Genomic DNA, 19,824 nt, shown 5'->3' with positions numbered 1-19,824 from the left:
TGATCTGGGGGGGCGGATCCGGAGGGGGGAGCTGCGGTCAGGGGTTCTTGCCGCTGGTCTGATCGAGGAGGCGTCGGAGCGCGTCCTCGGCGCGGCGGTGGCGCTGCTCTGGGGCGAGGCCGGAAGGGGGGCGGCCCGGGACGGTGCGGAGCGCGGCGATGTCGGCGCAGAGCGCGGCGCGATCGCCAGGGGGGAAGGTCTGGCAGAGGAGGTCGTAGCTGGCGGTGCTCGCGGTGCTCGCGGGCGCGGTGGTGCCCTGGAGGGCGACGGTCGCGGCGACCTGGGTGAGGAGGAGGGCGATGGTGGCGGCCTGGGGGCTGACGCGCATCCACTGCTCCACGAAGTCGGGCTCCGCGGTGAGCCGGGTGAGCAGATCCCAGCGCTTGGTCTGCATGGCGAGGTCGGCGATGGTGAGCACGATGCGCAGGTTGCGGTTGAGATCGGGCAGGAGGCGGGTCTCGGCGTGGAGGGTGAGGAGGTCGTCGACGGCGGCGTCGTTGAGGCTGGCGGAGGTGCAGTTCACGGCGACGCTGAGGGCGTCGGCGCGGAGGGAGGGGCCGAGGGCCGGGGCGCGGCCGAAGGCGCGGGCGGCGCTGATGAGGACAGGGTTGCAGTGGCCCTCCTGGCGCTGGCGGGTGAGGAGCACGGCGGCGTCGTAGAGCAAGCCGTCTGCGCGGAGCGCCTCCACGGCCTGGGTGAAGGCGTCGGGGTCGTAGGTGCCCCCCTCGGCTGAGGTGAGGAAGGTATCGAGCTTGTGGAGGGTGCCGCAGCGGCCAGCGCTGCCGGCGCGGTGAAGGTGGGGGAGCTTCTTGAGGGCGTCGGCGGCGCGCAGGGAGAGGGCGAGCGGGTAGGCGTCGCAGGTCGGCTCCTCGTAGGCGCCGAACTCCACCTTCTTGCGGGTGCAGGGGAGGGGATCGGCGAGGGTGTCGAGGGAGCGGCGGGTGCGCGCGAGCAAGGGCTCGATGCCCGCGACCGGAGACAGGCCGAAGGCGGGGGTGGTGAGGATCTCGGTGATGGCGTCGTCGCTGGCGTCCTGGGGGAGCAGGGAGCGGACCACGGTCCAGAGATCGCCGGCGAGCAGGGGCTGGCCCGCCTCGGCGGCGAGCTGGGCGTCGACGGCGAGGGTGGCGAGGGCGTCCTTGCCCCAGGTGGTGAGGTCCTGGCGGCTGAGGGTGCTCTGGCCTAGGCGCAGGCCGAAGGTGAGGGCGTTGATGGCGCGGCGCGCGGCGCGGGCGCCCTGGTCGCGATCGCCGTCGAGGTAGTGGTACGCGGCGGCGAGCGAGGCGACCTGGATGTAGTACCGCGCCGTCGCGTCAGTGCCGCCGTCGCCGCCGTCGGGCGCGAGCGCGACGATCATCGCGCCCGAGGGCTCGGCGGGGGTGCGCACGCCCAGGCCGAGCTGGAAGCTGCTGGGGCTCTGGAGGACGCCGCCGCCGTAGGAGATGTTGAAGTTCAGGGTGAAGAGGCGCGTCGTGGTCTTCTCCTCGTAGCGGTAGGTCATCATGGGCACGGGCAGGCCCTGCGCCTCGGCCTGGGTGAGGACCTGTTCGAGGGCGGCGCGCGCCTCGGTCTTGCGGCCTCTGGCGAAGTCGCGGGCGGCAGCCATGACGGAGAGGAGGGGCTCCGGGTCGGCGCGGGTGCAGGTGTCGTCGGTCGCGGCGCGCATGCCCGCGGCGTAGGCTGCCGGATCGGGACTCTGGCCGGTCTTGGATTTGGAGACCTCGGCGAGGTAGCGCAGCGTCCAGGCGGTGCGGGAGCCGCTCTGCTCGGCCTGCTGGAGGGCGGGCTCGAAGGGGCGGTTGGTCAGGGCGGAGCTAAAGAGGGTGCTGAGGAGCCAGAAGTCGGCCTGGTCCTTTTTTCCCTGGGCGGCGAAGGCCCTGGCGTACCCGAGGAGCAGTTCGCGGAGATCGACCGCGCGGCCCTCGGAGGGGAGGGCCGCGAGCGCGTCGAGGAGGGCCACGCCGGCGGAGGCGTCGGCGGTGTCGTCGCGGAAGATGCGGTAGACGGCGGTGAGGGTCTGGCGCATGCGCCCGCCGTTCTCCTGGGTGAACTGCTCGGCGCTCTGGGCCTCGAAGAGCCTGCGGGTGAGGGTGTAGGCGCTGGAGAGGGCGTCGGCGAGGTCGCGCTCTTCCCAGCCCTTCATACCGGCCTCGATGGCCGCTTCGGCCTCGGCCCTGGGGAGGGTGAAGCGCGCGGTGGGGCCGTTCTTCTGGCCGAGGATGCCGGCGCCGCCTCGGGGCGCGGGGGTCATCAGGTCCATGCCGTCGGAGAGCACGGTGACGAGCATGCGCGCCCGGACCACCCACGCGCCGTCGCCCTCCTTGTAGCGGGGGGCGAGGAAGATGCGCCGCCGCACGTCGCCGAGCTTGGCGAGGGCCCTGCGCACGGCGGGGCTCGCGCCGTCCTCGTCGGCGGTGCAGGTGTCGGGCGTCGCCGCGGGCTTGTGGGCGAGCCTGGTGGAGGCGACGGCGATGAGGCCGTCGGCGAGGGTGGTGAGATCCTCCAGCAGGCCCGCGGGGGCTGGCTCGTCGGCGAGCCCGGCGAGCGCGCGACGCAGGGCTTCACGTGCCTTCCGGCGCTCGGCGGGGAAGCGGGCGACGTCGGTGAGGTCGGGGTCGAGCTTCTTCTCGACGCCGAGGGCGATGTAGCGGCCGAGACTCGTGGCGAGCTGACCCAGGCCGGGGTAGGGGAGGGCAGAGGCGTCGGTGAGGGTGCGCGCGAGCTGCTCGCTGGAGAAGGAGAGGTCCAGGCCCTGGTCCGTGAACAGGCGGTAGACGGCGTCGGCGGCGTAGAGGCCCGCCACCTCCCAGCCGGTTTGCTGGAGGAGATCGCCGCGCAGCTTGGCGGTGAAGGCGCCCTGCAAGGCGAGGTAGTGCGGGCCTTGCACCGCGGGCGGGTAGGAGGTGCCGGCGACGAGGCCCGTGAAGAGGCTGGACCAGACCTCGCGCGCGCTGGTCGCGGCGGCGAGGGAGCGCTGCATGCTGGTGCGGCTCAGGTCGACGACCGCCTCGTGCAGGGGGTCGTCTCTGAACACCCCTGGCGCGTAGGCGAGGGTGATCTGGGAGAGGGCACGGAAACGCGTCGGTTCGGCGGCCGCGAGCGTCTTGAGCGCGGCGATGTGGGCGAGGCCGAGCTCGGTGACGCGGCGGTAGAGGGGTGTGCCGGAGAGGCTGAGGCCCTGGGAGTCACCGCGCTGGGTGAGGAGGCTGGGCGCGTGGGACCACATGGTCCGCGCGGACTCGGTGGCGCGCACCATGGCCTCGTAGCGGGGCAACCAGGCCTTGATGGGGAGCTTGCCCGGAGGCGACGTCTCCTTCGCGTTCGCCGAGGCCTTGCCGGTCGCGGAGAGCGGGGCGAGGGCCCCGGCGAGCCGCCACGCGAACACGAGATCGCGCGCGTCCTCCATGGGAGGAACGAGGGGCTCTGCGCAGCCGCGCGGCTGGGCGAGGAGGTTGGTGAGGGCGTCGCGCCGGTCGGCAGGGATGCCGCGGAGGATGGAGGCGCTGCGCGCGCGCCACGCGGCGTAGCCGTCCTGAGCGAGCTGGACGCGCAGGAGGTCACCGTAAGCGGTGTCGGTGGGCGTGGGCTCTGGCTCGGGCGGGTTCGGGGCCGGGGTCTGCGCGGTGGATTCCAGGGAGACGCCGGCGTGCGCGAAGAGATGCAGCGCGTAGCGGCCGCGGAGGACCGGCTCGCTCAGCGGATCGCGCGAGGCGATGGCTGCGGTGAGGTCGTCGGCGGCGCGCGCGGCCTCCACGTAGCGGAAGGCGCCGGCGGCGTCGAAGGCGCGCCGAAGGTGGGCGGCGATGGCGGCGTCGCTCTGGAGGTGGGCGAGCGAGGCCTCTCCCTTCGCGACCGGGCGGAGACCTGCCAGGAAGGGGGCGAGGGGATCGCGGGGGAAGAGCTGGTGCACCTCCTGGCCGCGGACGTGGACGAGGAGATCGCGGCCGGCCGCTCCGCCGAGGGCGAGCAGCAGGACGTCGGCGTCGATCGCTTCGGGTGCGGGGAGCTTGGGCGTGTCGAGCCAGGCGATGGAGGCGGCGGAGGGGCGCTTCAGGCCCGCGGGTGCGGGGCCATCGATGATCACCGCGGCGCCGCCCTGCGGGGCGCCACCTTGCGAAGCGCTGCGCTTCGGGGTCGCTTCCGTCGGTGCCGCGGAGGTGAGCGCGCGGTGCAGGCGAACCCACGGATCGTCGCGGTCGCGGGCGGCGCGGGCGGTGAGGTAGCCGCTCAGGAGATCCGGGGTGGACCTGCCCTCGGTGTGGGCGGCCGCGAGCGCGCGTTCGCACCCCGCGAGGTCGGCCGGGTCGCAGTGGGTGAGGTGCACCTTCGCGTCAGGTGCCGGTCCCGCGGCGCCGCATCCGGGGGCGCCGAGGCCGAGCCCGAGCGTGGCCACGAGGGCCATGGCGCGCAGGGCTCCCGAGAGCCGGTGAATCCGCATGGCCGCAGTACACTACACGAACAGACCGTCTGGCCGTGCCGCTAACCACTGCGCGCGATGCCCCCCACGTGATAGCTGGTGGGCATGCGGGCGCCATCCGGAGACGTCGAGCGCGGGCCGCGGGCGCGGCAGATGGCGTTCTCGGGGTCGACGCCTCGCACGCCGGGCAGGTCGGGCAGGTCGGGCAGGTCGGGCACGTTGGGCACGTTGCGCGCCTGGCTTGCGGCGCTCCTCGCGTCGGCCGTGGCGCTCCCCCTGGGCGCGGCCGTCGGCGGCTGCGGGAACCGCGACGAGGGGGCGTACTTCGGCGCCACCGAGCGGGTCGGCAAGGCGGAGACTTCCTTCTACATCAACGGCGCTGCCGAGCCGGAGTACCTCGATCCCGGCAAGTCGAACGACACGGCCTCGGGGGCGCTCATCAACCAGATGTTCGAGGGGCTCACGACGCCCGCGGCTGGAGATCTCCATCCGGCCCAAGGGGTGGCCTCTCGTTACGAGAAGAGCGACGACAACCGGATCTTTCGCTTCCACCTGCGGCCCGAGGCGCGCTGGTCGGACGGCAAGCCGGTGACGGCGCACGACTTCGCGTACGCCTGGAAGCGCGCGCTGCGCCCGGCGACCGCCTCGGTGGCCGCGACGAACCTCCACGTGCTCAAGAACGGGGAGCTGTTCAACACGGGGACGCTCAAGGCCACGCGCGAGGAGGTCAGGGTTCGTGAGCGGCCCGGGCAGGAGGCCGCGGTGGTGGCCACGCTCCCGAAGGGGAGCTTCGTGGTCGTCGTGGAAGCGGCGCCAGCGCAGGGTCCCTCGGAGCGGTGGGTGAAGATCGCGGCGCTGCCGAGCCTGCCCACGTACACGCCGGGTCAGCAGCCGTCCGCACCCGCGGCACCCGCCGCGCCCGCCGCGCCCGCCGCATCCGCCGCGCCCGCCGCATCCGCTGCGCCCCGACCTCTGGGGTTCGTGCCCGAGGCGCTCCTGGTCGAGGACGACGCGGCCGTCGGGGTGCGCGCCGGATCGGACGCGGTGCTCGAGGTGGAGCTGGAGAGGCCGACGCCGTACTTCCCCGAGCTGACCAGCGTGGCGACCTTCCTGCCCGTGCGCCGCGACGTGGTGGAGCCGTTCGAGAAGCGGGGCGAGCCGGAGCTGTGGTTCCGGCCCGAGAACATCGTGGTCAACGGGCCCTACGTGCTCGATACGTGGAAGTTCCGCTACGAGATCACGCTGCGCAAGAACCCCCACTACTGGGACCGGGAGCGGCTGAAGATCGACCACGTGACCTGGATGTGCGTGGAGCAGGCCCACACGGTGATGAACCTCTACAAGGTGGGGGATCTCGATTACCTGGGCGACAGCACCTCGCCGCCGAGCGAGTACCTGGACTCGCTCTCGGGCATGAAGGACTTCCGGCGGTCCAGGGTGATGATGACGTACTGGTACGAGTTCAACGTCCGCAAGCCGCCCGTGAACGACGTGCGCGTGCGCCGTGCGCTCAACATGGCGGTCGACAAGCAGCAGATCATCGACAAGATCCTGCGCGGCGATCAGCTCGTCGCCACGCATTACGTGCCTGACTACACGGGCTCCGGGTACGCGGAGCAGGCCGAGGAGGACCGGGCGCGCGGCGTGGATGCGTTCGCCGCCGCCGATCTCCAGTTCGACCCGGCGCGCGCGCGGGCGCTGCTCACGGAGGCGGGCTACCCCGTGGAGAAGGACGGCGAAGGCTACAAGGCCCGGGGCTTCCCGGCGCTGGAGCTGCTCTACAACACCCACGAGGGGCACAAGCAGATCGCCATCGCCGCGCAGGACATGCTGAAGCGCCACCTCGGGGTCACCATCTCGCTCCGCAACGAGGAGTGGAAGGTGATGCTGAAGAACGTGCGCGATGGGCACTACCAGATGGTGCGCTTCGGGTGGAACGGCGAGTACAACCACCCGCATACCTGGCTCGGGACCTTCCTCTCGAACAGCCCCCAGAACCGCACCGGCTGGTCCGACCCGGAGTTCGACGAGCTGATCCGGGTGGCCGCGGCGACGAGCGACGTGGGCGAGAGCATCCGCCTCTACCGCAAGGCAGAGGCGCGCATGCTGGAGGGCATGCCCAAGATGCCCGTGTACTTCGGGACGCGCTCGACGCTGGTCAAGCCGTGGGTGAAGGGGTTCCTGCCGAACGCGCGCGGCCTGCAGCTCATGCGGTGGCTGTGGGTCGACCCGGAGTGGCGCGCCCACCCCGAGCAAAACGAGGTCGCCGCTCCAGCGCTCGATTTCGCGGCCCCCGGGCGGCTCTTGCCGGGGGTGGAGGCGCCGCCGTGATCCGGTTCGTCCTCAAGCGGCTGCTCTCCATCCTCCCCACGCTGCTCATCGTCGCCACGGTGGCGTTCGTGATGATGCGCTTCGTGCCCGGCGGCCCGTTCGACCAGGAGCGCGCGGTGCCGGCAGAGGTGGAGCGCGCCCTGCGCGCGAAGTACCACCTCGACGATCCGCTGGCGAAGCAGTACGGCGACTGGCTCTGGGCGCTGGTGTCGCGCGGGGATCTGGGGCCCGCGTTCAAGTACCCGAACCGCACGGTGAACGAGATCATCGCGCTCAGCCTGCCCATCTCCATGCAGCTCGGCGTGCTGGCGATGATCTTCGCGCTGCTCGTGGGGGTGCCGCTCGGGATCGTGGGCGCCGTGCGTCAGAACACCTGGAAGGACACCGCGGCCATGGCCACGGCGATGGTGGGGGTGAGCATCCCGCGCTTCGTCCTGGCGCCCCTGATGATCCTGATCTTCTCGCTGACCCTGTTCTGGTTCCCGGTGGCGCGCTGGGAGACGTGGCGCCACATGGTGCTGCCCGTGGTGTGCGCGGGGCTGCCCATGGCGGCTTATCTCGCGCGGCTCACCCGGGGCGGCATGCTGGAGGTGATCCGCTCGGACTTCGTGCGCACCGCGCGGGCCAAGGGGCTGTCGGAGCGGCGGGTGATCCTCAGGCACGCGCTCCGGGGCGGGATGCTGCCGGTGGTGAGCTACCTCGGGCCGGGGTTCAGCCACCTGCTGGTGGGCTCGCTGGTGGTGGAGAAGATCTTCAACATCCCCGGGATGGGCCGCTACTTCGTCGAGGCCGCAATGAACCGCGACTACAACCTCGTGCTCGGGGTGATGCTCGTCTACGGGGTGCTGCTCATGGTGTTCAACGCCCTCGTCGACGTGGCCTACGCCTTCATCGACCCGCGGGTGGAGCTCGGCTGAGCCATGGCAGAGGTGAGCCAGGCAGGCGCGGATGCGGGTGCGGGTGCGGGGCAGGGTGCGGGTGCGGGGCAGGGCAAGGTGCGCCTCGATGCGATCGAGCGCGGCTCCAGCCTGTGGCGGGATGCGTGGCGGAGGCTCAGGAAGAACCGCGCCTCCGTGGTGAGCGGGGTGATCCTCGTCGTCCTCGTCCTCGCCTGCATCGTGGTGCCCGAGGTGTCGTCGTGGCGGTACGACCTGGCCGACCTCAAGCTGGGCGCCACGCCACCCTCGGCCGCGCACTGGATGGGCACCGACTACTTCGGCCGGGACCTGATGGCGCGGGTCTTCTTCGGCGGCCGGGTGTCGTTCACGGTGGGGGTGATCGCCACGCTGGTGAGCTTCACCATCGGCGTGAGCTGGGGCGGCATCGCCGGCTACTTCGGGGGGAAGGTCGACGCGGTGATGATGCGCATCGTCGACGCGCTCTACACCTTCCCGTTCCTGGTGCTGGTCATCCTGCTCATGGTGTTCTTCGCGAACGATCGCTCGGTGCTCCACGCGGCATTCCAGCTCGTGCTCTCGGTCGCCGTGGAGAACCCCAAGGACCCCGCGTACTTCCCCATCTTCCAGATCGCCGTGGTCTTCGCGGCGCTCGGCGCGATCTCCTGGCTGACCATGGCGCGCATCGTGCGCGGTCAGGTGATCGCGCTGCGGGGGCAGCCCTTCGTGGAAGCGGCGCGCTCCATCGGGGTCGGGCACCGGGCGATCATCTTCGGGCACCTGATCCCGAACGCGCTCGGTCCGATCATCGTGTACACGACCCTGACCATCCCCGAGGTGATGATGACGGAGGCCTTCCTGAGCTTCCTCGGCCTCGGCACCCAGGAGCCGCTGTCGAGCTGGGGACTGCTCGCGTCCTCGGGGGCGGAGACCATGGATCTCTATCCCTGGCTGATCCTGTTCCCGGGCGGGATGCTGGCGGTGACCCTCCTCTGCTTCAACTTCCTCGGCGACGGGCTGCGCGACGCCCTCGACCCGCGGATCCGGAAGGACTGAGGCGCCGTGCTCTTCGAGGTGAAGGATCTCCACACCCAGTTCTCGACCGAGGAAGGCGTGGTGCGCGCCGTCGACGGGATCTCCTTCTCGGTGGACCGGGGAGAGGTGCTGGGGATCGTGGGCGAGAGCGGCTCCGGTAAGAGCGTGACCAGCCTGTCCATCCTGAAGCTCATCCCGGACCCGCCCGGGCGCATCACAGGGGGGCAGATCCTGCTGGAGACCGAGGCCGGGAAGACCGAGGACCTGGTGCGCGCGAGCGAGGCGCGGATGGAGCAGATCCGGGGCGACCGGATCGCGATGATCTTCCAGGACCCGATGACCTCGCTGAACCCGTACCTGCGCATCGGCGCGCAGCTCGCGGAGGTGCTGGTGCTCCACAAGCGGATGCGGCGCGCAGAGGCGCGGGCGCGGAGCATCGCGCTGCTGAAGGAGGTGGGCATCCCCGCGGCAACGTCGCGCATCGACGACTACCCGCACCAGCTCTCGGGAGGGATGCGGCAGCGGGTGATGATCGCCATGGCGCTGCTCTGCGATCCCGATCTGCTCATCGCCGACGAGCCAACCACGGCGCTCGACGTGACCATCCAGGCGCAGATCCTGGACCTCATCCAGGAGCGCCGCGAGGCGCAGGGGGTGGCCGTGATCCTGATCACCCACGATCTCGGGGTGGTCGCCCGCATGGCCGACCGGGTGGCGGTGATGTACGCCGGCCGGATCGTGGAGGAGGCGAGCGCAGAAGCGATCTTCCACGCGCCGAGGCATCCGTACACCATCGGCTTGAAGCGCTCCGTGCCGCGGCTCGACGTGGCGCGCGGGCAGCGGCTGTCGCCGATCCCGGGCATGCCGCCGTCGCTCGCGCGGGTGCCGCCGGGGTGCCCGTTCCATCCGCGCTGCGAGCACGTGATGGCGGTGTGCCGGGAGAAGGTGCCCGAGACGCGGGAGGTGTCGCGGGAGGCGTCGGCGGGAGAGCCAGGGGAGGGGAAGTCTGCAGCCGGAGACGCAGCCGCCGGGGCCACGAAGGCGACGCGGCGCGCGCTGCACGTGGTGCGGTGTCACCTGGGCGATCCGGCGCTCGATACGTACCACGGACACCCGACGTCGCCGGCACCTGAGGCGCAGCAGGTGGATCAGCCGGGCGGAGGCGCGTCATGAGCGAGGCCGCGGTGAAGGCCGAGCGCGCCGGAGGGACGCCGCTGCTCGAGGTGCGAGACCTGCGGGTGCACTTCCCCGTGCGGCGGGGGCTGCTGCAGCGGCAGGTGGGCGCCGTGCGCGCCGTGGACGGGGTGTCATTCGAGGTGCGGCGCGGATCGACGCTGGGCCTGGTGGGCGAGTCAGGGTGCGGGAAGTCGACAACGGGGCGCGCCATCCTGCGGCTGGTGGAAGCGACGTCGGGGAGCGTCCGGCTGGACGGGGTGGAGCTGACGACGCTCGGTGCGGGGGCGCTCCGGCGGGCGCGCCGGGAGATGCAGATGATCTTCCAGGACCCCTACGCGAGCCTCAACCCGCGGATGACGGTGCTCGACATCATCGCCGAGCCGCTGCGGACCCACCGGGTGGTGCGGTCGCGGGACGAGGCTGCCACCGAGGTGGCGCGGCTCATGGAGATGGTAGGCCTGGCCCCGGCCTACATGCGCCGCTACCCGCACGAGTTCTCCGGGGGGCAGCGGCAGAGGGTGGGCATCGCGCGGGCAATCGCGCTCCGGCCGAAGCTCGTGGTGGCCGACGAGCCCGTGAGCGCGCTCGACGTGAGCATCCAGGCGCAGATCCTGAACCTGCTCGAAGATCTGCAGCGAGACCTGGGGCTGACCTACCTGTTCGTGGCGCACGATCTGGCGGCCGTGCGGCACCTGTCCGACGAGATCGCGGTGATGTACCTGGGCCGCATCGTGGAGCGTTCCGAGACGGAGGCGCTGTTCGCGCAGCCGCTGCACCCCTACACGCAAGCGCTCCTCTCGGCGATCCCGGTCCCCGATCCCGTGGTGGAGCGGCAGCGCCGCAGGCTGGTGCTCGTGGGCGAGGTGCCGAGCCCCCTCGATCCCCCTGCCGGGTGCCACTTCCACACGCGGTGCCCCTACCGGATGGACCGCTGCCTCACGGAGCCACCACAACTGCTGGAGCGAGCACCAGGGCGCTGGGTAGCCTGCCACCTCGACGCGGTACTGCGTACCCTGGATCAGGGACCTTCGGTCCCTACGCTCCCGATGGTCGCTACCCCCGTGACTTCGCTCGAACCCTGAGCCGAGGACCCGGGACGAACTTGGGAAACGGAGTGCTAGCCAGAGCCGCCAGCGCCGCCAGCGCCGCCAGAGCCGCCAGCGCCGCCAGAGCCGCCAGCTCCACCAGCACCGCCAGCTCCACCAGCGCCGCCAGAGCCACCAGCGCCGCCGGAGCCGCCAGCACCACCAGCGCCTCCTGCTCCCGATGTGCACGAGACGGCAGTCCGCACCGTGCGCGTGGCCACGACCACCTCGCCGGCAGCATTGCGCAGCGGCTCGCCGTCGTCCCGCAGCGCCGAGACTTCCAGGGTCAGATCGGTGTACCGGTTGGCCAGCTTCCGGATCAGCACATCCATGAACCGCACGGCGCTGCGGTTGTTCTCCACGCCGTTGACCCGCAGCACGAGATGGCCGCACTGCTGTACAGTCCCGCAGTCGCCAGGGGGCCGTAGCCGCATGCCGCTGGTGAACAGCTCGACCGAGATGGCGGCGTTCGGGTCGGTGCCGATGGCCACGCACGCGCCCTCGGCCGGGTAGTTGAAGGTCAGGCCCGGGTCACCGCTGGGCTCCCCCGTGGACGAGGAGGTCCCCTCGTCCTTGCAGCCGCTGGTGGCGGCGAGCGCGAGCCAGAGCGCGGTGATGAGGGCTGTGCGCGAGGTAAGGCTCATGGCTCGGGCTGGTCTATCCGCTGGGGAGGCCCCCGGCAATCCCTGGGCGCAGGGGCAGCGGTAAGTTTTTCCGCGCTCGCCGTGGGATCGATCAGAACACGCGGGACTTTCCGACACCCGTCCGGCCTCGGCGTGGGCTCGGCGCAGGTCACGGGGTGCCGTTTCCCGGCGCTCGTCTCTGGTCCCCGGCGTGGCGATCTGCGAAGAGTCTGGGGAGCGATCTGCGGGCGCGCAGGGACCGAGAGGCCCCTGACCCGGGATACGCAGGACCAGGGTGCAGGAATCATGGCGACTTCGAGGCAGGAGACGATCCAGACCGTGCTGTCGAGCGGGCTCGAACCGGTGCACCTCGACGTGGAGAACGAGAGCCGGATGCACAGCGTCGCGCCCGGCTCGGAGACGCATTTCAAGGTGCTCGTCGTCAGCGCCGCCTTCCAGGGGATGAACGCGGTCCAGCGGCACCGGCGGGTCAACGAGCTGCTCCGCGAGGAGTTCACGCGCGGCCTCCATGCCCTCAGCTTGCGGGCGCTGACCCCCGACGAGTGGGCGCAGCAGCCCGGCGCAAACTTCCGCTCTCCACCGTGCCTCGGCGGCTCCAAGGCTGGCTGAGGGCGCCATGGAGCTCGTCCTCGCGCTGGTCACCGACCTCCACTTCGGCCCGGAGGCCTCCTTCGGGGGCAAGCTCCGCAAGCTCACGGCCGCGGCGCCCTCGCTGGCGCGCGCCTTCGTCTCCCGCATGAACGACGTGGTCCGCCCCGATCTCGTGGTGAACCTCGGGGACGACATCGAGGACGAGGGGCTGGAGGAGGACCGCGCCCGCTACACCTCGTGCGTCGACACCCTGCGGGGCGCCAGGGCCGAGCTGTTCCACGTCGCGGGGAACCACGACCTCGTCTACATGCGGCCCCCGGATCTGCTCGCGGCGTGGCGGCGCCCGGAGATCACCAGCCTCAATTACAGCTTCGAGCTTGGCGGGTTTCGTTTCGTGGTGCTGCACACCCGCGAGAAGAAAGACGTGGAGGTGACCGTGGGGGAGGCGCAGATCCGGTGGCTCGCGGCCGAGCTCGCGGCGAGCCGCGCGCCCACGGTGATCCTCATGCACCACAGCGCAGCCGAGCAGGATCTCCGGGGAAACCGCTGGTTCGAGGGCAGCCCGCACATCTGCCTGGTCAAGGAGCGCCGCGAGCTGCGCGCGCTCTTCCGCCAGCACGACGTGCGCGCGGTGTTCAACGGTCACCTGCACTGGAATCATCTCGACGTCATCGAGGGCATCCCGTACGTGACGCTGCAGAGCCTCATCGAGAACGTGGACGAGGACGCCCCGGGGCGCCCGGCAGCAGCGCACGCCGTGGTGCGGCTCACGCCCGCGCGGGTGGTGGTCGAGATCGAGGGAGCCGAGCGCTCGCGCTACCAGATCGACCGCGCGTCCTGACCGGTACCCTGCGGCACGCAGGGCGCTGGCGGGGTGGGATAGGGGTGGGGACCAGAGGGGACCAGAGGGGACCAGAGGGCCCGGGCGGGGCTTCAGGCGAGTTGCTCGGGCGGCGGGAGCGCGTGCTCGACGAAGTACTTGAGGATGTCGCGCGGGGTGATGATGCCCACGAGCCGCCCCTCGCGCACCACCGGCACGTGGTGGATGTTGCCCTGACGCAGCACGTTCATCACCTCGTCCGTGGGGGTGAATTCGTCCACCACGAGCGCAGGCTTTCCCATCACGTCCCCGACGGTGGCCTCTTCCTGGTCGCCCCGCAGCAGCGATCCGAGCAGATCGGTCTCGCTCAGGAAACCCAGCACCCGGTGGTCGGCGTCGACCACGGGGGCACCGCTCAGGCCGTTCTTGGCGAACTGCCTGGCGACCTCGGAGACGAGGGTGTCCGGGGCGAGGGCAAAGACGTTCTCGGTCATCAGGTGGCGCGCGTGGCCCTTCATCGCGGTTCCGTCGTAGGAAGGGGCGCCGCCGGTGTCAATCAGGCGTGCCCTGCAGACCCTGGGGAGCGCCTGATGCGTGAGACGCCCTGGCCGGCAGCAACGGGGGTCCAGACAGCGAGGGCGGCGCAGGCGGCGAGAATGCCCCGCGCGAGCCTGACTCCCGCCTGACTCCTACCTCCCCCCCACTGCTGCCCCGGTCACGTACCGCGTATGTGCGCCACGCCCACGGAGCCCTGAATCTCGCTGGATCTTCTGCTCCGATCGAATACGTGCGCTGCGGCGGTGCTGTCATGCGTTATCCCGGACGCGCTTCCCACAGGACCCGACCATCGGATGCGTGGTCCGTCGTTCAGAGCCCCTGATAGCAGGCGGGTAGATTGAAATTGTGCGCTCCCTTTGAGGTTTGCTGAGTGAAGTACACACAGTGGCACCGTGCACGCAGGGAGCACGACTTAATCGACAAACAAGCCAAGTTGATGGTGGCACCGAGGCTCGGTTCAAATGTACTCTTAGGCATCATGAGGAAGATTTCCGGGTTTGTTCTCTCTATCGCGACGTTCGCGCTTCTCCTCCAAACGTCCTGTGTCACTGCTGTCGACGGTCAAGAGGATCAAGACGTGGAGCAGGTCGGGGAGGCAGACCAGGAGGTAATCGTCGACAATGCGCTGACGGCGAATGCGCTGACGGCGAATGCGCTGACGGCGAATGCGCTGACGGCAAACGCGTTGACGGCGAACGCGCTGACGGCAAACGCGCTGACGGCGAACGCGCTGACGTCGAACGCGCTGAAGGATCCCAAGGCGCGGCAGCTCCTGAAATACATCGTGAGCTGCGCCCTCGACGAGGACGCCCATATCAACGTCACCGTCAACGGCCAGGTGTACGGCTTCGACGGGGAGCTCGGGCTCGCGAAGAAATGGGGAAAGCCCAACGGCAAGTGCGACTCGGAGTGCCGCACCTGGGTCTCCGGCTGCGTGCTCTCGCGGGTCGACTACCTGGGCGAGCCGGTGGATATCTCCATTCGTGGCAAGCACGACGCCCTGCAATCGTCATGGGCCGAGCGGGTCCACTTCAACAAGCGCGAAGCCACGTACTACGGCAACATCTTCGCGAAGCCGCAGCAGCTCTATGCCTGCCTGTCGCCCGGCAAGCACCAGATCCCGCGCGTCTGCGGGCCGAACATCAACAACTGCTTCCTCGACGTCGTGGGCCACTGCGACGACCTCTGCAAGTCCCCCAGCGCGGACGGAAGCTTCCCCAAGTGCGAGGATGACCAGTGCCATGGCGACAAGCACGAGGGGAGTGTTACAGTGTTCTTGGAGTAAGCATGGAACCCGGCACCCTCATCGCAGGCCGCTTCGCGATCGAACGGCAGGCGGCCGCGGGGGGCATGGGTACGGTGTTTCGGGCCGGCGACCTGCTCGACGGATCGACGGTCGCCCTCAAGATCCTCCGCGGCCAGGATGCGCTCGACGTCGACAGGTTCGAGCGCGAGGCGCGGATTCTCTCCGAGCTGGACCACCCGAGCATCGTTCACTTCGTCGCCCATGGCACCACCACCGCGGGTGAGCGCTACCTGGCCATGGAATGGCTCGAAGGCGAGGATCTCGCCGCGCGCCTCGCCCGTCGCGCCGTCACGCCTCTGGAGAGTCTGTCCTTGCTGCGCAAGGCCGCGGAGGCGCTCGGCTACGCGCACAACAACGGGATCGTTCATCGCGACATCAAGCCGTCCAACCTGTTCCTCGTCGCCGGAGACGTCCGCCGCCTGAAGATCGTCGACTTCGGCATCGCGCGTCCGGACGGCGACACGCAGCGGCTCACGTACACGGGTGGCATTCTCGGGACCCCTGGCTATATCGCCCCAGAGCAACTGGAGGGCCAGCCGGCGCGTGAGCCCCCGGCGGACGTGTTCTCGCTCGGGTGTGTGCTCTACGAGTGCATCGCCGGCAGGCCGGCCTTCGAGGGCGCACACCTGATGGCCGCGCTGGCGAAGCTGCTCTTCCAGGAGCCGCCCCGGGTGCGCGAGCTGCGCCCGGACATCCCCGAGCCGCTGGAGCGGTTGATCGAGCGGATGATGGCCAAGACGCCCGCCGACAGGCCGCGCGACGGGAACGAGGTTTGCGCCGCGCTCGACGCGATCGAGGGGGCCCTCGCGGCGTGGGCCATGCCCAACGATCGCGGGACGCTGGCCTCCGCGCCGCTCCCGCCGGCGTCGGGGCGCGTGCCGGACAGCCTGACCATCCGCGAGGCGCGCCTCGTCAGCCTGGTGCTGGCCGGCGACCCGGACGCCGGGAGCGCGCGCGGCATCGATCCCGGCGCGCTCGACGCCGCCGACGTGCGCGAGGCCGTGAGCTCCTGCGGCGCGCACCTCGTGGAGCTGGTCCGCGGCTCGCTCGTCGCCGTGGTGTCCGGCCCGGGCAGCGCCGTCGATCGCGCCGAGCGCGCCGTGCAGTGTGCGCTGATCTTGCGTGAGCGCTTCCGGCACATCCCCGTCTGCGTCGTCACCGGCCGGGGCGTCTCCTCGGCGAAGCTCATCGAGGGCGACGTCATCGACCGTGGCGTGCGCGCGCTGCGCTCGACGCTCGGGGGCGCGGTGCGCGTCGACGACGTGACCGCGGGCATGCTCGGCGCGCGGTTCGAGGTGAGCAGCGAGAGCGGAGGCCTCTACATCTCGGGCGAAGGCAGCTCCGACGAAGGGCTTCCTCTCCTCCTCGGCAGGCCGAGCCCCTGGGTGGGCCGCAGCCGCGAGCTCGCCGCGCTGGAGGGGGTCTTCTCCGGGTGCGTGCAGGAATCGCTCGCGAGCGCGGTGCTGGTCACCGGCCCTGCGGGCGCCGGCAAATCCCGCCTGCGTCAGGAGTTCGTCACCCGCTCCCGGCGCATCAGCGATCCGCTGGAGATCCTGATCGGGCGCGCCAGCTCCGTCGCCGCCGGCTCTCCGTTCGGCATCGTCGCCGACGCCATCCGCAGGGCCGCGGGCATCCGGGACGGGGAGTCCCTGGAGCTGCGGCGGCGCAAGCTCAAGGCGCGCCTCGGACGGCACCTGGAAGGCCAGCCCCTCGCCACGGTCACCGCCTTCCTCGGTGAGGTGGTCGGCACGCCCTTCCCGGAGGGCGAGGCGCGCGGCCTCCGCGCTGCCCGCGAGAACGCCATGCTCATGAGCGACGCCACGCGCGCCGCCTGGGAAGACTGGCTCGCGGCCGAGTGCGCGTCGCAGCCGGTGCTCATGGTGCTCGAAGACCTGCACTGGGGCGACGCCGCCACGGTGCGCCTCATCGACGCCACCCTGCGCAACCTGCACGATCTGCCGCTGATGCTGCTCGTGCTGGCCCGTCCCGAGATTCACCAGCAGTTCCCGTCGCTCTGGGTCGACCGCGAGGTGCAGGTCATCAAGCTCGGCCCGCTCCCCGCGCGCGCCAGCGAGAAGCTCGTGCGCGGCGTGCTGGGCGAACAGACCGCCCCCGAGGTCGTCGCCCGCCTCGTCGACCGCGCCGACGGCAACCCCTTCTACCTCGAAGAGCTCATCCGCGCGGTGGCTGCCGGCAAGGAGGATGGCCTGCCCGACTCGGTGCTCGGGACCGTGGAGGCGCGCCTCGACGCCGAAGGGACGGAGGCGAAGCGGGCGCTCCGCGCGGCGAGCGTCTTCGGGGATCGCTTCTCGAAGCAGGGGGTCGCCGCCCTGCTCGGCGGTGACAACAAGAACCGCGAGGTGGAATCGGTGCTCCAGGCGCTCGCGGCCCGCGAGCTGATTGCGTCGATCAATACCCCTGGCCCGGTCGCCAACGAATACGTCTTTCGCCACGCCATCGTCCGCGAGGCCGCCTATGCCATGCTCACCGACAATGACCGGGAGCTCGGCCACCGGCTCGCGGGTGAATGGCTGGAGCGCACGGGCTACACGGACGCCATGACCATGGCGGAGCACTTCCGTCGGGGTGGCGTGCCGGAGCGCTCCGTGCGCTGGTACAAGCGCGCCGCCGAGCAGGCGCTGGAGGCCAACGATCTCGGGGCCACCCTGGAGCGCGCGAACCGGGCCATCGAGTGCGGCGCCGAGGGGCACGAGCTCGGCAGCATCCGGCTCATCGAGGCCGAGGCCAACCTCTGGCGCGGCGAGCTGGCCATCGCCGAGCAGCGGGCCAACGAGGCCACCGATCTCCTGCCGCCCCTCTCCGCCGCGTGGTTCCGGGCCGGCATGCAGGCTGCCAACGCCGCGGGCCGCCTGGGGGCCACCGAGCGTGTCGCCCGCTGGGCCTCCATCGCCAGCGTGGTGACGGGCGGAGACAACGCCCGCCGCGCCCAGATGGTCTGCCTGAGCAACTGCGCCACCTACCTCACCTTCGGCGGCCGCTACGCCGAGGCCGACGCCCTCATCACCCGGCTCCACCAGGCCACGGCCGAGCAAGGCCACCTCGACCCCGAGGTGGCGGCGGAGCTGCACCAGATGCGCGCCTTCCGCGCCTCGGCCGCCGGGGACCCGGGCGCTTGCCTCCGCGAGTTCCAGGCGTCCCTCGCCGCCTTCGACCTGGCCGGCGACCAGCGCAACGCCTGCAACATCCGCTCGAACCTCGGCTTCATCTACACGGAGCTCGGCGACTTCGAGCACGCCGAGGAGACCTTCCGCTCCGCGCTGACCACCGCCTCGCGCATGGGCCTCGACGATCTGGAGACGGCGGTCCTCCACAACCTCGGCAAGGCGCTCGCCTACCGCGGCAACCTCGAAGAAGCGCGCCTGCTCGAACAGCGCGCCGTCGACGCCTTCCAGCAGCAGGGCGCCGCCCGCCTCGAAGGCGCCTCGCGCGTCTACCTCGCCGAGATCGCGCTCCTCTCCGGGGATCTCACCGCCGCCGAGCGCGAGGCCCGCGCCGCCGCCGACACCCTCAAGGTAGCCCCCGCCCTGCGCGCCTCGGCCGTCGCCCTCCTCTCCCGCGCCCTCCTCGCGCAGGGCCGCGCTGACGAGGCGCTCACCTTCGCGCGCGAGGCGCACGCCGAGCTGCAGACCCTCGGCTCCCTCGAAGAGGGCGAGGCCATGGTTCGCCTCGCCTACGCCGAGGCCCTGGACGCGAACGGCGAGGCTGTCAACGCCGCCGAGGTCCTCGCCGCCGCGCGCGAGCACCTCCTCTCCCGCGCCGCGAAGATCAGCGATCTCCGCTGGCGCGACCGCTTCCTCTCCCAGGTCCCCGACAACGCCAGGACCCTCTCCCTCGCCAGCGCCCGCATCGCGCCGTTTTGAGGCATTGAACCCGTGCTGCCGCGCGGACGCGTGGTTGACACCTCCGGCTTGAGGTACAACGCGCCGGATATGCCTGGCTTGCGCGAGCAGCTTCGCTCCGCCCTTCGCTCCGACTCGGCCCTCTGGCGACGGGCCCTCCTTGCGGGCGTCCATCACGGCCCCGACTTCTGGGTGCGCTACAGCCCCCCGGCCATCGGCGCCCTCTTCGCCGCCCTCCTCCCCGACAAGCGCCGCCTCGTCGAGCGCAACCTCCAGCGCATCCTCGGCCCTCGCCCCCCTGCCACCGCCCTCCGCGACGCCACGGCCGTCTTCTCGACCTACGCCTCCTGCCTCACCGAGGCGCTCCTCCTCGCCAGCGGCCGCGGCTACACCCTCCAGAGCCGCGCTTTCGGCGCCGAGCACTACCACGCCGCGGCTGCCCCTCGCCGTGGCGTCATCCTCGCCACCGCCCACACCGGCGGCTGGGACCTCGCCGGCCAGATCCTCCGCGACCTCCACCCGGCCGACGTCGTCGTCGTCATGCAGCGCGAGCGCGACCCTGCGGCCCGCGCCCTCCAGGACGAAGCCCGGGCCCGCGCGGGCATCACCGTCGTCCATGCCGGTGACGACCCTCTCGACGCCCTCCCCCTGCTCGCCCACCTCCGCCGCGGCGCTGTCGTCGCCCTCCAGATCGACCGCGCCCCGCCCCTCATTCGCGCCCGCGAGGTCTCCCTCTTCGGCGCCCCCTTTCGCTGCCCGGAAGGACCGCTCACCCTCGCAGCCCTGAGCGGTGCCCCGATCTTCCCCGTCTTCACCCGCCGCCTCGGCTTCCTCCACTACGAAGCCGTCGCGTCACCGCCGATCTGGCTCCCGCGCCGCCCCACCGAAGCCCAGCGAGACGCCGCCGCCACCACCATGGTCGCGGCCATGGAGACCTTCCTCCGCGACAACCCCACCCAGTGGTTCCACTTCGTGGAGGATGGCTTCGCCCACGACAGCGCCGTCGACGATGCGCCCACCCGACGCCCCTGACCCACGCACGCGGCCGGGGAACATCGCCCGCCTCCAGAGGCGACGGGCGTCAGGCCCGAAGCGGCACAGCGCT

At 71.3% G+C, this 19,824-nt stretch carries 14 protein-coding genes; 10 read left to right on the top strand and 4 right to left on the bottom strand.

The genetic code is table 11. The annotated features are described in order from the left end of the window. Positions 1-37: 37 nt before the first annotated feature. Together CAP_RS55350 and CAP_RS52875 are read right to left on the bottom strand one after the other, a co-directional pair. Positions 38-4,438 carry a hypothetical protein gene (locus CAP_RS55350; protein ID WP_156041449.1) on the bottom strand — a complete coding sequence of 1,467 codons (4,401 nt, stop codon included), beginning with the start codon at positions 4,436-4,438 and terminating at the stop codon, positions 38-40. 41 nt (positions 4,439-4,479) lie between these two features. Beyond that, positions 4,480-4,644 (bottom strand): hypothetical protein, encoded by a 165-nt coding sequence (locus CAP_RS52875; RefSeq protein WP_197041501.1) that lies wholly within the window; start codon positions 4,642-4,644, stop codon positions 4,480-4,482. Position 4,645: 1 nt separating this feature from the next. On the opposite strand from CAP_RS52875, the gene CAP_RS35760 reads away from it, so the two are divergent. Genes CAP_RS35760 through CAP_RS35740 form a run of 5 tightly spaced genes read left to right on the top strand, consistent with a single transcriptional unit; the run spans position 4,646 to position 10,937 of the window. Further along, entirely contained in the window at positions 4,646-6,748 is a 2,103-nt protein-coding gene (locus CAP_RS35760; RefSeq protein ID WP_052376580.1) for an ABC transporter substrate-binding protein, read from the top strand. Next, complete coding sequence (locus tag CAP_RS35755) at positions 6,745-7,665, top strand: ABC transporter permease (RefSeq protein ID WP_044249195.1); 921 nt, start codon at positions 6,745-6,747, stop codon at positions 7,663-7,665. The genes CAP_RS35760 and CAP_RS35755 overlap by 4 nt, the downstream gene beginning before the upstream one ends. Positions 7,666-7,668: 3 nt before the next feature. Further along, positions 7,669-8,700: an ABC transporter permease gene (locus CAP_RS35750; RefSeq protein WP_081865606.1), complete on the top strand. Its 1,032-nt coding sequence runs from the start codon at positions 7,669-7,671 to the stop codon at positions 8,698-8,700. A gap of 6 nt (positions 8,701-8,706) precedes the next feature. Next, the gene (locus CAP_RS35745) at positions 8,707-9,852 is read left to right on the top strand and encodes an ABC transporter ATP-binding protein (protein WP_081865605.1); all 1,146 of its coding nucleotides are present in this window, start codon (positions 8,707-8,709) and stop codon (positions 9,850-9,852) included. Next, positions 9,849-10,937, top strand: coding sequence for an ABC transporter ATP-binding protein (locus CAP_RS35740; protein ID WP_081865604.1), 1,089 nt, complete (start codon positions 9,849-9,851; stop codon positions 10,935-10,937). Before CAP_RS35745 ends, CAP_RS35740 begins: the two co-directional genes overlap by 4 nt. A 35-nt stretch (positions 10,938-10,972) precedes the next feature. Here the strand turns inward: CAP_RS35740 and CAP_RS52870 are convergent, their stop codons facing one another. Then, positions 10,973-11,584 carry a hypothetical protein gene (locus CAP_RS52870; protein WP_044249193.1) on the bottom strand — a complete coding sequence of 204 codons (612 nt, stop codon included), beginning with the start codon at positions 11,582-11,584 and terminating at the stop codon, positions 10,973-10,975. Between the two features lie 285 nt (positions 11,585-11,869). On the opposite strand from CAP_RS52870, the gene CAP_RS35730 reads away from it, so the two are divergent. Both CAP_RS35730 and CAP_RS35725 read left to right on the top strand, forming a co-directional pair. Further along, positions 11,870-12,193 carry a BolA family protein gene (locus CAP_RS35730; protein ID WP_044249192.1) on the top strand — a complete coding sequence of 108 codons (324 nt, stop codon included), beginning with the start codon at positions 11,870-11,872 and terminating at the stop codon, positions 12,191-12,193. 7 nt (positions 12,194-12,200) lie between these two features. Then, on the top strand, positions 12,201-13,016 hold the full coding sequence (locus CAP_RS35725; protein WP_044249190.1) for a metallophosphoesterase family protein: 816 nt from the start codon (positions 12,201-12,203) through the stop codon (positions 13,014-13,016). Between the two features lie 92 nt (positions 13,017-13,108). On the opposite strand, the gene CAP_RS35720 is transcribed toward CAP_RS35725, so the two are convergent. Further along, a complete protein-coding gene (locus tag CAP_RS35720) occupies positions 13,109-13,513 on the bottom strand; it encodes a CBS domain-containing protein (RefSeq protein ID WP_052376579.1) in 405 nt (134 codons plus the stop codon). Positions 13,514-14,130: 617 nt separating this feature from the next. Between CAP_RS35720 and CAP_RS35715 the strand changes: the two genes are divergently transcribed. From CAP_RS35715 to CAP_RS35705, 3 genes are all read left to right on the top strand, one after another. Continuing rightward, complete coding sequence (locus CAP_RS35715; RefSeq protein ID WP_156041448.1) at positions 14,131-14,838, top strand: hypothetical protein; 708 nt, start codon at positions 14,131-14,133, stop codon at positions 14,836-14,838. Between the two features lie 2 nt (positions 14,839-14,840). Then, positions 14,841-18,740, top strand: a complete 3,900-nt coding sequence (locus CAP_RS35710; RefSeq protein ID WP_044249186.1) for a serine/threonine-protein kinase — start codon at positions 14,841-14,843, stop codon at positions 18,738-18,740. A gap of 69 nt (positions 18,741-18,809) precedes the next feature. Continuing rightward, positions 18,810-19,751, top strand: coding sequence for a lysophospholipid acyltransferase family protein (locus CAP_RS35705; RefSeq protein ID WP_081865603.1), 942 nt, complete (start codon positions 18,810-18,812; stop codon positions 19,749-19,751). Positions 19,752-19,824: the final 73 nt, after the last annotated feature.

Origin of the sequence: Chondromyces apiculatus DSM 436 (assembly GCF_000601485.1) — a bacterium.
GTDB classification, from domain to species: Bacteria; Myxococcota_A; Polyangia; order Polyangiales; family Polyangiaceae; genus Chondromyces; species Chondromyces apiculatus.
Note: the sequence above shows the minus strand (reverse complement) of the source record. Positions and strands in the feature narration are given on the sequence as shown.